Source organism: Proteus sp. MB838 (genome assembly GCF_054767435.1).
The window spans coordinates 155,162-170,213 of sequence record NZ_BAABMO010000003.1; the positions used below are offsets into that span (position 1 = coordinate 155,162).

Below are 15,052 nucleotides of genomic sequence, written 5' to 3' on the forward strand. Positions count from 1 at the left end.
TTCAAATAGTTTATATCAAAGCTCTAACAATCTGAACCTGATATTTAATATCTCAGACTTATTAACCATGTCATATCATATGACCAATAAAATCCGCTATATTATGTAAGTAAGTGGCGCTAACTTATCATGCTTCGAAGCGGACGTCTAGCGGTCAGTAACAGAAATACCAACAAGATCTAAACGTCCTTCGTTATTTTGGTGCTTTAAATCAAATTAGATGTTTTCGTCTAAGAACTCTTTTAATTGAGTTTTTGACAATGCACCAACTTTAGTCGCAGCAACTGCACCATTTTTGAATAAAATCAGTGTAGGGATACCACGAATACCGTATTTTGGTGCTGTCGCAGGGTTTTCATCGATATTTAGCTTCGCAACTGTTAATTTACCCGCGTATTCTGTTGCAACTTCATCTAGAATAGGAGCAATCATTTTACATGGGCCGCACCATTCAGCCCAGAAATCAACGAGCACGGGGCCGGTTGCTTGTAATACATCAACATCGAATGTGTTGTCAGATAAGTGAAGGATTTTATCGCTCATTGTTCTACTCCAAAGAATAATATTGACCGTACCAGTGTAACATTAAATAACAAAAGACTATCAGCATTTCAGCGGATATCCTTTTGTAATGCAACCTATAACTGATATTCTATTACATTATGAGCAAAACATATTTGACAGAAAAGAAGTTTTCCGACTTCGCCTTGCATCCAAAAGTGATAGAAGCCCTTGAGAAAAAAGGGTTCTCTAATTGTACACAAATTCAGGCATTGACGTTACCTATCACTGTGAAAGGTCATGACATTGCTGGGCAAGCCCAAACAGGAACAGGAAAAACGTTGGCGTTTTTAACCTCGACGTTTCATTATCTTTTAACTCACCCTGCAAAAGAAGGGCATGAAAAGAATCAACCTCGTGCACTGATTATGGCGCCAACGCGCGAATTAGCTGTGCAAATTTATACAGATGCACAACCTTTAGCACAAAGCACTGGTGTTAAAATGGGTCTAGCCTATGGTGGAGATGGCTATGACGAACAACTTAAAGTATTAAATAACGGTGTAGATATCGTTATCGGTACCACGGGCCGTTTAATTGACTATGTAAAACAAGGTCACATTAATCTTAACGCTATTCAAGTTGTCGTACTTGATGAAGCAGACAGAATGTACGATCTGGGCTTTATTAAAGATATTCACTGGTTATTCCGTCGCATGCCAAATGCCGCAGAGCGTATGAATATGCTCTTTTCCGCCACACTCTCATATCGTGTCAGAGAGTTAGCTTTCGAGCAGATGAATAACCCTGAATATGTAGAAGTTGAACCTGAACAAAAAACTGGGTTTAGCATAAAAGAAGAGCTGTTCTATCCTTCTAATGAAGAAAAAATGCGTCTTCTGCAAACCTTAATTGAAGAAGAGTGGCCAGAGCGCTGTATTATTTTTGCTAACACCAAACATCGTTGTGATGATATTTGGGCGCATCTTGCCGCAGATGGACACCGCGTAGGTCTATTAACAGGTGACGTGCCACAGAAAAAACGTCTGCGTATCCTAGAAGATTTTACCCAAGGTAATATTGATATTCTTGTGGCAACCGATGTTGCAGCTCGTGGTCTTCATATACCTTCTGTAACACATGTCTTTAACTATGATTTACCTGATGACTGTGAAGATTATGTACACCGTATAGGTAGAACTGGACGTGCGGGTAAAAGTGGTAACTCAATTAGCTTAGCCTGTGAAGAATACGCGTTGAATTTACCGGCGATTGAGACCTATATTCAACATGCTATTCCTGTTAGTAAATATAACAGTGATGCATTATTAACTGATTTACCTGAGCCAAAACGTCGTCATCGTCCTCGTCAAGGTCAGCCTCGTCGTAATAATTCGGCACCTCGTAGAGGAAATAATACTCAACGTAATAACCGTAATAAACACCCGAGTCACTCATAAATTATGCTGAAATCCTCATCACTTTATGCTGCTATCGATTTAGGCTCTAACAGCTTTCATATGTTAGTCGTTCGTGAGATCGCGGGATCTATCCAAGTATTATCTCGCGTTAAACGTAAAGTCAGACTTGCTGCTGGCCTAAATAAAGAAAACGAGCTGTCAGAGCAGGCTATGGAGCGTGGTTGGCAATGCTTGCGACTGTTTTCTGAATATCTCAGAGATATTCCCGCAGAACAAATCCGAGTCGTTGCAACTGCGACCTTACGTATTGCTAAAAATGCAGATATTTTCGTCGCTAAAGCGTCTGAAATATTAGGCAATACGGTTCATGTTATCAGTGGTGAGGAAGAAGCACGCCTTATCTATCGTGGTGTTGCCCATACAACGGGTGGTGCAGAACAGCGCTTGGTGGTAGATATTGGTGGCGGTAGCACAGAATTAGTCACCGGTACGGGGGCTAAAACGACACAGCTAATGAGTTTGAGCATGGGTTGTGTAACATGGCTAGAGCGCTATTTTAGCGATCGCTCATTAACAGAAGAAAACTTTGCTCAAGCACAACAGGCAGCAAAAGCTATCCTTGCACCTGTGGCAGAAAAACTTATCCAACAAGGTTGGCAGGTTTGTGTGGGGGCATCGGGCACCGTTCAAGCATTACAAGAGATCATGATTGCTCAAGGAATGGATGAATTAATTACCTTACCTAAATTAGAGCGACTGAAACAAAAAGCCATTGAGTGTGGCAAGCTTGAAGAGTTAGAAATCGAAGGCCTTACTTTCGAAAGAGCGCTTGTTTTCCCTAGTGGATTAGCCATTCTGATCGCTATTTTTGAAACTCTGCATATTGAAAATATGATCTTAGCCGGTGGTGCACTACGTGAAGGCTTAGTCTACGGTATGTTGCATTTACCTATTGAGCAAGATATTCGTCAACGTACTTTGCGTAATATTCAGCGCCGTTTCCAAATTGATATTGAGCAAGCCCATCGTGTTCAACAATTAGCAGAGCATTTTTTCATTCAAGTCAGTAAAAGTTGGCAATTAGATAATCGCTGTCGAGAGCTACTTTCCAGCGCTTGTGCCTTACATGAAATCGGCTTAAGTGTTGATTTTCGCCAAGCGCCTTCACATGCCAGTTATTTAGTTTCTCACCTTGATTTACCTGGTTATACACCCGCGCAACGGCGTTTAATCGCCTCATTTTTAAGAAATCAGAAGGGGATTATCGATCTCGCACCTTTGAATCAGCAAAATGCGCTACCGATAAATCAAGCATACCGCTTGGTACGTTTACTTCGCCTAGCAATTATTTTTGCCAGTCGTCGTCGTGATGATACTTTACCTGCACTGCGTTTACGTACTGAAGATGAAAAATTAATCATTACCTTGCCACATCAATGGATTGCTGAACATCCTTTACGTGCGGAAAATCTTCATGAAGAGATACAGTTACAAAGCTACGTTCATTGGCCATTAATGCTTGAAGAGCAAAATAACTCACGCATAGGTTAAAACGTCTAACCAGATTCAAAATAATCCCTTACTTATCATGCAAGTAAGGGATTTTATTTTTTACTGACAGACAGCTAAGGTTTATGTCTCGCCAACATCGCTTTAAGCCCAGCGACCCCTTTTTGCCCTTTTTCTTGCTTTTCTTGAGCACTTAACACTTTCTTTTTATTGGTATCCCAATGGAGATCGTCTTGAGGCAATTCATATAGAAAACGACTGGGCTCTGGACGAATTAATTCACCGTATTGACGCCGCTCTTTACATAATGTGAAAGTTAATGTCTTTTGTGCTCGAGTAATACCGACATAAGCTAAACGCCGCTCTTCTTCAACGTTATCTTCATCGATACTACTTTGATGAGGCAAGATCCCCTCTTCCATGCCAACCAGAAAAACATGTGGAAATTCCAGTCCTTTTGAGGCGTGAAGCGTCATTAATTGCACTTGATCTAACTCTTCATCGGTTTCGCCACGCTCCATCATATCGCGCAGAGTAAAACGGTTGACCACTTGAGAGAGCGTCATGGGTTCATGTAACTCATCCCCCTCAAGCATTTCACTCATCCAAGAAAAAAGCTGGTTAATATTTTTCATTCTCATTTCAGCCGCTTTCGCGCTACTAGAGGTTTCATATAACCAACTTTCATAATCCATTTCATGAAGCAAATCACGTACAGCAAGCAAAGGCTCACGCTCTGATTGTTGTACAATTCGCGCCATCCACTGTGAAAAAGCCTGTAATGCACTTAAACCTCGTCCTGTTAACGTTTGGCTTAATCCCAAGTCAAAACAGGCATTAAATAAGCTTTTATCACGGACTTTAGCCCACTCCCCCAACTTTTGGATAGTCATCGGGCCTATTTCACGACGAGGCTTATTGACGATACGTAAGAATGCAGCATCATCATCCGGATTAGTGATCACTCTTAAGTAAGCCAAAATATCCTTGATCTCTTCACGGGAAAAAAACGAGGTTTCACCCGAAATGCGATAAGGAATGCGATTTTGCATCAAATACTTTTCAAAAATACGCGACTGGTGATTACCTCGATAGAGTATTGCGTAATCTTTATAATTAGTTTTATTAATAAAATGATGGGCAATCAGTTCCCCCGCTACACGTTCAGCTTCATGCTCTTCATTATTAGCGGTTAATACTCGTAGCTCATCCCCATAACCTAATTCTGAAAACAGCCGTTTTTCAAATACATGGGGATTATTTTCAATTAAAATATTAGCTGATTTTAAAATACGCCCTGATGACCGATAATTTTGTTCCAGTTTGATCACATTTAGCTGTGGGAAATCTTTTTGCAATAACACCAGATTTTGGGGACGCGCACCACGCCATGAATAAATAGACTGATCATCATCCCCCACCACAGTGAAACGGGCTCTTTCACCCACTAACCATTTCACCAACTCATATTGGCTTGTATTGGTATCTTGATATTCATCCACCAGCAGATAACGAATACGCTGTTGCCAGCGCGCCCTGACTTCTTCATTAGTACGTAATAGCAAGGTAGGCTTACTGATTAAGTCATCAAAATCCAATACATTACAGCTTAGTAAATGTTGCTCATAACGTCGAAAGCACTCGGCAAAAGTATGATCTTGCTGCGATTGTGCTCTACCAATCACTTGCTCAGGTGTGAGCATGTCATTTTTCCAGTTAGAGATTTGACTCTTTAACTGTGATAGCAAATCTTTATCTTCTTCTAATAAATCTACCGTTAATTCTTTTAATAATGCGGATTGGTCTTGATCATCAAACAAAGAAAAGTTGGATTTTATGCCTAATGCTTTGTATTCTCGCTTAATAATCTCCAATCCTAATGTATGGAAGGTCGAGATCATTAATCCTTTCGCCTCTTGTTTTCCCAATGTTTGAGCAACACGCTCTTTCATTTCACGCGCCGCTTTATTGGTAAAAGTCACCGCAGCAATCTGCTTAGCAGAATAACGGCATTGACGAATAAGGTAAGCAATTTTATTGGTTATCACTCGTGTTTTACCCGAGCCGGCTCCCGCCAAGACCAGACAAGGACCTGACACATATTCAACTGCTTTTTGCTGACCGGGATTTAATCGCATACTTTTTCCAAACTTCATTAACCAAGAATATCACGGGGAGTCATTGTAGCAGAAAGCGCATAGGAAAATGGTTCAGTTTTTTGAGCTTTATTTCTCTAGTTAAAGGAAGTTTAACCTTGTTTAATAAAGTTTTACTTTGTATAATATTCAAACAAATATGGAGGTGTATATTATGAGTATAAAAAGCGAATTAATAGCCACTAAAGTTGATATAGAGCTCAAAGAGGCTTTTGTTGCAATAGCTCGAAATAAACACAGACCAGCCTCTCAAATCTTAAGAGATCTCATTCGAGTTTATGTGGAAAGTAATCAAACACAACCAAATGAAAAAACATTAAACACTTTTGCAAAAACAGATAAAGGTGATGATGTTTTTTATGCTGAAGATGCCCATGATTTATTCAAAAAATTGGATATCTAAATGCGAAAAGTGAGTTATTCAGGACAATTTAAAAAAGACTTAAAACTCGCAGAAAAGCGAGGAAAGGATATTAATAAACTAAAAGAGATTATATTACTATTAGTGCAAGGAAAACGACTACCTGCTCAATTGAAAGATCATCCATTAACAGGAAACTGGAAGCCTCGTCGAGATCTTCATATCGAACCTGATTGGCTACTTATTTATAAAATAGACAATGATACTGTTCATTTTGACAGAACTGGCTCACATTCTGATTTATTTAAATAAAAACCACATATCAAATTGATAGATATGTGGTTTTATCTTTTTAAAATATATTTAGCACTTATTTTTCTAAGCTATCTATTTCAAGATAATAAACTTATATTCTGTTTTATCTTTTAAAATATATTAGTACTTATTTTTCTAAGCTATTTGCGTGAGAAGAAGGCGGCAAAGGAGGTTATCCCAAGGAGCATACATTAGTATGTGACTTGGGTAACCGAGTGCAGCCAACGCACTTATCGCGTAAAGAGCGACGAAAAATTAGTTAGCAACAGCAATCTTTTTCATATCCGTCATATACCCTCTTAATTTCTTACCGACAATCTCAATAGGGTGCTGACGAATGGCTTCATTGATATCACGCAATTGAGCATTATCTGTCCCACTATCTGGAACATGCTTCGCTAAATCGCCACTTTGCAACCTCGTCATAAACTCTTTTAACATCGGCACGGCGGCAAAAGAGAACAGATAGTTACCGTACTCCGCGGTATCTGAAATAACCACATTCATTTCATACAGACGTTTACGCGCAATCGTATTCGCGATTAATGGCAATTCATGCAGTGACTCATAATAGGCAGACTCAGCGATAATGCCAGCTTCAATCATCGTATCAAACGCCAGCTCAACACCCGCTTTAACCATCGCAACCATCAATACGCCATGATCAAAATACTCTTGCTCGCTGATTTTACCTTCATATTCAGGATAATTTTCAAATGCGCTTGCACCCGTTTCTTCACGCCATGTCAGCAAGTTTTTATCATCATTTGCCCAATCTGCCATCATGGTTTCAGAGAATTTACCTGAAATAATATCATCCATATGTTTAGCAAACAGTGGTGCCATAATCTCTTTTAATTGCTCTGATAAAGCATAAGCACGCATTTTGGCAGGATTAGATAATCTATCCATCATCAAGGTAATACCACCTTGTTTCAGAGCTTCTGTAATCGTTTCCCAACCAAACTGGATAAGCTTACCTGCATAGCCCGGTTCAACACCTTCAGCAACCATTTTGTCATAACACAGCAGAGAGCCGGCTTGTAACATACCACACAGGATAGTTTGCTCGCCCATCAGGTCTGATTTTACTTCCGCAACAAAAGATGATTCCAACACTCCCGCACGATGTCCACCTGTGGCTGCCGCCCATGCTTTCGCAATGGCCATACCTTCACCTTTAGCATCATTTTCTGGGTGAACAGCAATTAGGGTAGGTACACCAAAACCACGCTTATACTCTTCGCGCACCTCAGTACCTGGACATTTTGGCGCAACCATCACAACGGTAATATCGTCACGAATTTTTTCACCCACTTCAACGATATTAAACCCATGAGAATACCCCAAAGCGGCGCCTGACTTCATCAGTGGTTGAACGGCTTGAACAACGGCGGAGTGCTGTTTATCCGGCGTTAAGTTAACCACTAAATCGGCTTGCGGGATCAATGCTTCATAGGTTCCTACTTCAAAACCATTTTCAGTGGCACGACGCCATGAAGCACGCTTTTCATCAATAGCCTCTTGGCGTAATGCGTAGGCGATATCCAGTCCTGAATCACGCATATTTAAACCTTGGTTTAAACCTTGTGCACCACAGCCAACAATAACGACTTTTTTACCTTTTAGATAATTAGCCTCATCGGCAAATTCGTCACGAGACATAAAGCGACATTTACCCAGTTGCGACAACTGCTGACGCAGATTCAATGTATTAAAATAATTGGCCATGAGCGACTCCCAAATCGTTGTGTATATGTTTGCTATTGTTATCCCCACTCTCGGTGAGGTATTGCATGACTTTACTATAGGGGATGAAAGCCATTGCTTAAATTGATATATTTACAAGATGATGTTGCAATAAATGCAACGTTATTTTTACTATTTACCTAGGCGGCTGACCATGGATATTCGCGATCTCAAACTCTTCTTACATCTTGCTGAAAGTTGCCATTTCACCAAGACTGCGCAAGCCATGCATGTCAGTCCATCCACGCTTTCACGTCAGATCCAGCGTCTTGAAGAACAACTAGGGCATCCACTTTTTTTGCGTGATAACCGCCAAGTCACACTGACTGATGCAGGGGAGCAACTTAAACGTTATGCTCAACACACCTTATTGCAATATAAGCAACTCAAACATACGCTAAACCAGAACAGTCCCAGCTTGTCTGGAGAGCTACGTCTATTTTGTTCAGTCACTGCAGCTTATAGTCACCTTCCGCCGATCCTTGACCGTTTTCGTGCGGAAAATCCCTTAGTCGAGATAAAATTGACTACCGGTGATGCCGCAGATGCTGTGGATAAAGTTATCTCAGATGAAGCCGATTTAGGTATTGCAGGAAAACCAGAGAAGTTGCCTGAAAATATCTGCTTTGAGAAAATAGGCGAGATCCCCTTAGTTCTTATTGCCCCTGCTCTACCGGGTAATGTTCGACACCTTGCTACACAAGAAAAACCGGATTGGCTCAATATTCCCTTTATCATTCCTGAACACGGCCCATCACGACAGCGCATTGCTTTATGGTTTAAACGCCATCGAATTCAAAATCCTCTTATTTATGCCACTGTTTCAGGGCATGAAGCGATTGTTTCAATGGTTGCTCTTGGTTGTGGTATCGCACTTATTCCGCAAGTTGTCGTCGATAACTGCCCTGAGCCGGTACGAAACCGCATCTCTTTGCTCGATAATATATCACTGGTAGAACCCTTTGAACTTGGCGTTTGTGGTTTACACAAACGCCTTCAAGAGCCTGTGATCAGTGCGTTTTGGCGCCTACTCCACCACTAAGCTGGCTGTTTGTGGTGAAAGAAATAACTGAAAAGACGGATTTCCTGTCTCATCATGATATTCATAACCTAACGCATCTAAATGTCGTTCAAAACGCCCTTCCGTTTCAGGTAACTCAAACGCCACCAGCACACGGCCATAATCAGTACCATGGCTTCGGTAATGAAATAGCGTAATATTCCAGTAAGTCCCTAATGTTTTAAGAAACTTCATTAATGCACCCGGTGCTTCTGGAAACTCAAAGCTAAACAGACGCTCTTTTAATGGCTGATTAGGGCGACCACCGACCATATAACGCACATGCAATTTTGCCATCTCATCATCGGAGAGATCGGAGACTTGACAACCCGCCTCCGTTAGCTGTTGCACGATTTCCTTACGCTCTTGTAGCCCTTGGCTTAAACGCACACCGACAAAAATACGTGCATTTTCTGGATCGGCATCGCTATAACGATAGTTAAATTCAGTAACAACACGTTGTCCTAAAATTTGGCAAAAACGCAAAAAACTGCCCTTTTGTTCGGGAATTGTAACGGCAAATAGCGCTTCTCGTTTTTCACCTAGTTCACAACGTTCCGAAACATAACGTAAGCCATGGAAATTGACATTAGCGCCAGACAGTACGTGGGCTAAACGTTCCCCTTTGATCTGATGCTCCTCAACATATTTTTTTAGCCCTGCTAATGCTAAAGCACCAGAAGGCTCTGCAATAGCGCGTACGTCCTCAAACAGATCTTTTACAGCGGCACAAATTGCATCACTATCAACGGTTATCACATCATCAACATACTTTTGGCATAAACGGAAGGTTTCATCGCCAATACGTTTGACAGCGACACCTTCGGCAAATAATCCAACGCGAGGTAATTCAACAGGATGTCCTGCTTCTAACGCTGCTTTTAAACAAGCAGCATCTTCCGCCTCAACACCAATGATCTTTATTTCAGGCATCAGTTGTTTAATTAATACAGCAACCCCAGCAATTAAACCGCCACCGCCAACAGGTACAAAAATACGATCAAGATGGACGTCCTGTTGTAACAGCTCCATTGCTAATGTTGCTTGCCCTGCAATCACGGCGGGATGATCAAAAGGAGGCACAAAGGTATATCCCATCTCTTTTGCCAAAGCGATGGCTTTTGCTTTTGCTTCATCAAAGTTAGCCCCATACAACAATGCTTCACCACCAAACTGGCGTACGGCATCCACTTTGATATCCGCCGTTGCAATAGGCATCACAATTAATGCTTTTACGCCCATTCGATTAGCTGATAATGCCACCCCTTGGGCATGATTTCCCGCTGATGCAGTAACCACCCCTTTTGCCTTTTGCTCCGGCGTTAACCCTGCAATCATGTTATAAGCGCCACGCAGTTTAAAGCTATGCACCGGTTGTCGGTCTTCTCGTTTAACTAAAATGGTATTTTCTAAACGCTGAGAAATTTTTGCCATCTCTTGCAAAGGTGTCACGACAGCAGCTTCATAAACAGGCGCACTTAATGCGGCTTTTAAATATTCAGCACTACTGGGTGCTGAAGCTAAAGGTCTAAAGGCTGCCATGAGTTAGCCCCCTAGTTTAGATTTGTCACGTACAGCACCTTTGTCTGCACTGGTTGCTAAAGACGCGTAGGCACGTAAAGCAAAAGAGACTTGGCGCTGCCTATCTTTAGGTGTCCACGCTTTATCTCCACGAGCAAGTTGTGCTTCACGACGGGCTGCTAGTGTTTTCTCATCTACCCGTAAGTTAATTTCGCGATTTGGAATATTGATATCAACAATATCCCCTTCTTCCACTAAACCAATGATCCCACCATTTGCCGCTTCCGGTGAAACGTGTCCGATAGATAACCCCGAGGTTCCACCAGAAAAACGTCCATCCGTGATTAATGCGCACGCTTTGCCTAATCCCATTGATTTTAAATATGAGGTTGGATAGAGCATTTCTTGCATACCGGGCCCCCCTTTCGGGCCTTCATAACGGATAATGACCACATCACCCGCAACGACCTTGCCACCTAAAATTGCCTCTACCGCATCATCTTGGCTTTCGTATACTTTAGCAGGGCCACTAAACACTAAATTATCTTCATCCACACCCGCGGTTTTAACAATGCAACCATCTTGCGCTAAATTACCTGATAACACGGCCAAACCACCATCTTGGCTATAAGCATGCGCTTTACTTCGGATACACCCCTGTTCACGATCGGTATCTAAAGTCGGCCAACGGCAATCTTGTGAAAAAGCTTTTGTGGTACGAATACCTGCGGGACCGGCTTGGTACATTGATTTCACTTGCTCATCTTGGCTTAGCATCACATCATATTGTGCTAATGTTTCAGGCAAACTTAAGCCTAAAATATTATTAACATTACGATTAAGTAATCCTGCTCTGTCTAATTCACCTAAAATCCCCATCACCCCACCTGCTCGGTGCACATCTTCCATATGATATTTTTGGGTACTTGGTGCCACCTTACATAAATGAGGAACTTGGCGAGAAAGTCTGTCGATATCTTCCATCTTAAAATCAACATCACCTTCTTGCGCGGCAGCTAATAGATGTAAAACGGTATTTGTTGATCCCCCCATGGCGATATCTAAGATCATCGCATTTTCAAATGCTTCTTTTTTAGCGATATTACGTGGTAATGCAGATAGATCATCTTGTTCGTAATAACGTTTAGTTAATTCAACAATACGCTTACCCGCATTAATAAATAATGTTTTACGATCAGCATGGGTTGCTAATAATGAACCATTACCCGGTTGCGATAATCCTAACGCTTCAGTCAAACAATTCATTGAGTTTGCCGTAAACATACCAGAGCATGATCCACATGTAGGGCAAGCAGAACGCTCAATTTGTTCACTATCAGCATCACTGACATTAGGATTAGCCCCTTGGATCATCGCATCAACCAGATCTAACTTGATCAATTGATCAGAAAGCTTGGTTTTACCCGCTTCCATCGGTCCACCAGAAACAAAAATGACTGGGATATTTAAGCGTAAAGACGCCATCAGCATACCCGGTGTGATTTTGTCGCAGTTAGAAATACATACCATGGCATCTGCACAATGTGCATTGACCATATATTCCACAGAATCAGCAATTAACTCACGGGAAGGTAACGAATAAAGCATGCCACCATGTCCCATCGCGATACCGTCATCCACCGCAATAGTATTAAATTCTTTAGCCACACCACCCGCAGCTTCAATTTGCTCTGCAACCAGTTTTCCTAAATCCCGCAAATGCACATGACCGGGTACAAATTGAGTAAATGAATTTACAACTGCGATAATAGGTTTACCAAAATCAGCGTCAGTCATTCCTGTTGCACGCCATAATGCGCGGGCGCCAGCCATGTTGCGACCATGTGTCGTTGTTGCTGAACGGTATTTAGGCATTTTTCACACTCCTGCGATAATAACAGCGAGTAGGGAACGAACTACTCGCTCAATAAATGTATTTAATTATGATTATGGATTGACAGGATCTAACCAGCCGTATTTGTCTTCGGTTTCACCCGTAAACAAACCAAAGAAAGCTTTCTGAATAGCTTTTGTTACTGGACCACAGCGACCAATACCAACTTGAATACCATCAACGCTACGAACTGGTGTAATTTCTGCAGCGGTACCAGACATAAACACTTCATCAGCAAGATAGAGAGATTCTCGAGACAGTACTTGTTCACGAATTTCATAACCGAGATCTTTCGCTAATTTAATAATTGCGTCGCGAGTGATCCCCGGTAGCGCAGATGAGGTAAATGGAGGAGTAAAAATAACGCCATCTTTTACTTCAAATAAGTTCTCACCAGCCCCTTCAGAAAGATAACCATGAACATCTAATGCAATCCCTTCTTGATAACCATGGCGACGAGCTTCACTGCCCACTAACAATGAAGAGAGATAATTACCTCCTGCTTTGGCCGCCGTCGGGATAGTATTAGGTGCTGCTCGATGCCAAGAAGAGACCATCGCATCAATCCCTTTATCTAACGCCTCTTCACCTAAATATGCCCCCATGGGAATGCAGCAATAATGATATCGGTTTTATAACCTTCTGGTGGATTAACCCCCATTCCGACATCACCAATAAAAACTAAAGGACGAATATAAGCGCTGACTAACTGGTTTTTGCGCAATGTTTCGCGACAAGCTTCCATTAACTCATCAACACTTTGCGCGACAGGCATACGATAAATTTTGGCAGAATCATGCAATCGTTGCATATGCTCACGATGGCGAAAAACGACAGGCCCTTTATGGGAATCGTAGCAACGTACTCCTTCAAATACAGACGTTCCATAATGTAGTGCGTGAGACATGACATGTACTTTTGCCTCAGCCCATGGAACCATTTCACCGTTAAACCAAATATAATCAGCTTGCTTTGTCATTCTTCTATCCTTACATGGCACTAAGTGCACTTATGAATTGTAATTTTTCTTTTTGTTGTTGATGTAAGACCTGAATACCTGCAACATCAGCTAACTTTGTTAACTGGCTACATAAAAGATCAACAGGTCGTTGACTGCTCACAGTCAGAGCTAAATTAATATAGTTACTTTCTGTGATATTCATATTCATTGAGCATATATGAAAACCACGGTGGCGGATAACTCTCAAGATACGTTCTAAGATCTCTGGACAAAAACGGGCTTCAATTGTGATATTGTGTTGGTTCATTTTGATTTCTCCATCATCTCATCATTGCTTGCGCCCGGCGGGACTAAAGGCCAGACATTCTCTGCATCATCGATAGATACCTGTAATAAATAAGGGCCATCACTGGTTAATAAACATTTAATTGCTTCAGCAACCTGTGCTTTTTCTGTAATACGCTGCCCCGGAATATCAAAAGCTTTTGCCAAAGCAACAAAATCAGGGTTGTCCGTTAAAATGGTTTCACTATAACGTTGCTCAAAAAACAGCTCTTGCCATTGGCGCACCATACCAAGCCGCTGGTTATCCAATAACACCAATTTAATAGGTAATTGCTTACGTTTAATGGTGCCTAACTCCTGCACATTCATCATAAAAGAGCCGTCACCAGAGACACAGATAACACACGCATCAGGTCTAGCTATTTGCGCACCAATAGCCGCGGGGATACCAAATCCCATCGTGCCTAGCCCACTAGAAGTAATAAAATTTTCTGGCGCATCAAATGTCATATGCTGTGCTGACCACATTTGGTGCTGTCCAACATCTGTTGTCACAATGCTATTTTCAGGCTTAGCATCAGATAACTGTTTTAACAACAAAGGAGCATAAATTGCTTCACCGGGATGATCATAGCGCCAAGCATATTCAGCGATTAATTGCTGTACCTCTTCTTGCCATGCCTCAATAGCTAACGGTTGAGATAACTTAGGTAATAACACTTTGGCATCACCTAACAAAGCAATATGGGCTTGTTTTAATTTATTAAGCTCTGCGTAATCGATATCGATATGGATCACTTTTGCATTGGGTGCAAAAGTATTTAAACGACCCGTTACGCGATCATCAAAACGAGCGCCTACAGCAATTAATAAATCACTACGTTGAACGGCATAATTAGCAGCTTTTGTACCATGCATACCCAACATACCTAAATAATTGGCATCAAATGCATTAGCACAACCTAACCCTTTCAATGTCGAAACAACGGGGATTTGCGTCTGTTTTACAAAAGTTCTTAGCGCCTCAACACCTTGGCTCATTGCTACACCGCCCCCAACATACAAAATCGGCTTTTTCGCTTGTGCTAACATCTGCAGAGCCTGCGCGATTTCGTGTTCGGGATAGGGAAACTCTTGCTCTTGTGGCAATGGATAATCAGCTAAATGTGAAGCATCAGCTAATTGCACATCTTTAGTAATATCAATTAACACAGGGCCTGGACGCCCTTGCTTAGCGATCGAAAATGCTTCTGATACGACTCTTGGCAGTTCATTCACATCAGAAACCAGAAAACTATGTTTGGTGCATGCTAAAGAGA

Annotated in this window: 12 protein-coding genes and 1 pseudogene; 5 read left to right on the top strand and 8 right to left on the bottom strand. The window is 41.6% G+C overall.

Features of this window, described 5'->3' with window-relative positions; genetic code table 11:
* Positions 1 to 216: 216 nt before the first annotated feature.
* Complete coding sequence (trxA, locus tag ACYUCW_RS02495) at positions 217 to 543, bottom strand: thioredoxin TrxA (RefSeq protein ID WP_004246355.1); 327 nt, start codon at positions 541 to 543, stop codon at positions 217 to 219.
* Between the two features lie 119 nt (positions 544 to 662).
* Here trxA and rhlB point away from each other — a divergent pair, with 119 nt between their 5' ends.
* Both rhlB and gppA read left to right on the top strand, forming a co-directional pair.
* A complete protein-coding gene (gene rhlB / locus ACYUCW_RS02500; protein WP_460408182.1) occupies positions 663 to 1,961 on the top strand; it encodes an ATP-dependent RNA helicase RhlB in 1,299 nt (432 codons plus the stop codon).
* A gap of 3 nt (positions 1,962 to 1,964) precedes the next feature.
* A complete protein-coding gene (gene gppA, locus ACYUCW_RS02505; RefSeq protein WP_004246357.1) occupies positions 1,965 to 3,473 on the top strand; it encodes a guanosine-5'-triphosphate,3'-diphosphate diphosphatase in 1,509 nt (502 codons plus the stop codon).
* Positions 3,474 to 3,547: 74 nt separating this feature from the next.
* Here the strand turns inward: gppA and rep are convergent, their stop codons facing one another.
* The gene (gene rep, locus ACYUCW_RS02510; protein WP_004249673.1) at positions 3,548 to 5,569 is read right to left on the bottom strand and encodes a DNA helicase Rep; all 2,022 of its coding nucleotides are present in this window, start codon (positions 5,567 to 5,569) and stop codon (positions 3,548 to 3,550) included.
* Positions 5,570 to 5,741: 172 nt separating this feature from the next.
* Between rep and ACYUCW_RS02515 the strand changes: the two genes are divergently transcribed.
* Both ACYUCW_RS02515 and ACYUCW_RS02520 read left to right on the top strand, forming a co-directional pair.
* A complete protein-coding gene (locus tag ACYUCW_RS02515) occupies positions 5,742 to 5,990 on the top strand; it encodes a hypothetical protein (RefSeq protein WP_004253075.1) in 249 nt (82 codons plus the stop codon).
* Positions 5,991 to 6,260, top strand: a complete 270-nt coding sequence (locus tag ACYUCW_RS02520) for a type II toxin-antitoxin system YafQ family toxin (protein WP_004246360.1) — start codon at positions 5,991 to 5,993, stop codon at positions 6,258 to 6,260. It begins immediately after the preceding gene.
* A gap of 258 nt (positions 6,261 to 6,518) precedes the next feature.
* Here ACYUCW_RS02520 and ilvC read toward each other — a convergent pair whose 3' ends face one another.
* Positions 6,519 to 7,994, bottom strand: a complete 1,476-nt coding sequence (ilvC, locus tag ACYUCW_RS02525) for a ketol-acid reductoisomerase (RefSeq protein ID WP_004249675.1) — start codon at positions 7,992 to 7,994, stop codon at positions 6,519 to 6,521.
* 172 nt (positions 7,995 to 8,166) lie between these two features.
* Here ilvC and ilvY point away from each other — a divergent pair, with 172 nt between their 5' ends.
* A complete protein-coding gene (ilvY, locus tag ACYUCW_RS02530) occupies positions 8,167 to 9,054 on the top strand; it encodes an HTH-type transcriptional activator IlvY (protein WP_004246362.1) in 888 nt (295 codons plus the stop codon).
* Here ilvY and ilvA read toward each other — a convergent pair.
* From ilvA to ACYUCW_RS02555, 5 genes and pseudogenes are all read right to left on the bottom strand, one after another.
* Positions 9,040 to 10,614 carry a threonine ammonia-lyase, biosynthetic gene (gene ilvA, locus ACYUCW_RS02535; protein ID WP_460408183.1) on the bottom strand — a complete coding sequence of 525 codons (1,575 nt, stop codon included), beginning with the start codon at positions 10,612 to 10,614 and terminating at the stop codon, positions 9,040 to 9,042. The genes ilvY and ilvA overlap by 15 nt on opposite strands.
* 3 nt (positions 10,615 to 10,617) lie before the next feature.
* Positions 10,618 to 12,468: a dihydroxy-acid dehydratase gene (gene ilvD, locus ACYUCW_RS02540; RefSeq protein WP_004249676.1), complete on the bottom strand. Its 1,851-nt coding sequence runs from the start codon at positions 12,466 to 12,468 to the stop codon at positions 10,618 to 10,620.
* 72 nt (positions 12,469 to 12,540) lie between these two features.
* Positions 12,541 to 13,466, bottom strand: a pseudogene (locus tag ACYUCW_RS02545) (branched-chain amino acid transaminase).
* 10 nt (positions 13,467 to 13,476) lie between these two features.
* Positions 13,477 to 13,755 (bottom strand): acetolactate synthase 2 small subunit, encoded by a 279-nt coding sequence (gene ilvM, locus ACYUCW_RS02550; protein ID WP_004246366.1) that lies wholly within the window; start codon positions 13,753 to 13,755, stop codon positions 13,477 to 13,479.
* Positions 13,752 to 15,052, bottom strand: a 1,301-nt coding sequence (locus tag ACYUCW_RS02555) for a thiamine pyrophosphate-dependent enzyme (RefSeq protein WP_460408184.1), incomplete at its 5' end; no start/stop codon positions are given. The genes ACYUCW_RS02555 and ilvM, both read right to left, overlap by 4 nt.

What these genes read in the sequence shown, in the direction of transcription:
- trxA (WP_004246355.1), bottom strand. Translation starts at nt 543, where the DNA reads ATGAGCGATAAAATCCTTCACTTATCTGACAACACATTCGATGTTGAT.
- rhlB (WP_460408182.1), top strand. Translation starts at nt 663, where the DNA reads ATGAGCAAAACATATTTGACAGAAAAGAAGTTTTCCGACTTCGCCTTG.
- gppA (WP_004246357.1), top strand. Translation starts at nt 1,965, where the DNA reads ATGCTGAAATCCTCATCACTTTATGCTGCTATCGATTTAGGCTCTAAC.
- rep (WP_004249673.1), bottom strand. Translation starts at nt 5,569, where the DNA reads ATGCGATTAAATCCCGGTCAGCAAAAAGCAGTTGAATATGTGTCAGGT.
- ACYUCW_RS02515 (WP_004253075.1), top strand. Translation starts at nt 5,742, where the DNA reads ATGAGTATAAAAAGCGAATTAATAGCCACTAAAGTTGATATAGAGCTC.
- ACYUCW_RS02520 (WP_004246360.1), top strand. Translation starts at nt 5,991, where the DNA reads ATGCGAAAAGTGAGTTATTCAGGACAATTTAAAAAAGACTTAAAACTC.
- ilvC (WP_004249675.1), bottom strand. Translation starts at nt 7,994, where the DNA reads ATGGCCAATTATTTTAATACATTGAATCTGCGTCAGCAGTTGTCGCAA.
- ilvY (WP_004246362.1), top strand. Translation starts at nt 8,167, where the DNA reads ATGGATATTCGCGATCTCAAACTCTTCTTACATCTTGCTGAAAGTTGC.
- ilvA (WP_460408183.1), bottom strand. Translation starts at nt 10,614, where the DNA reads ATGGCAGCCTTTAGACCTTTAGCTTCAGCACCCAGTAGTGCTGAATAT.
- ilvD (WP_004249676.1), bottom strand. Translation starts at nt 12,468, where the DNA reads ATGCCTAAATACCGTTCAGCAACAACGACACATGGTCGCAACATGGCT.
- ilvM (WP_004246366.1), bottom strand. Translation starts at nt 13,755, where the DNA reads ATGAACCAACACAATATCACAATTGAAGCCCGTTTTTGTCCAGAGATC.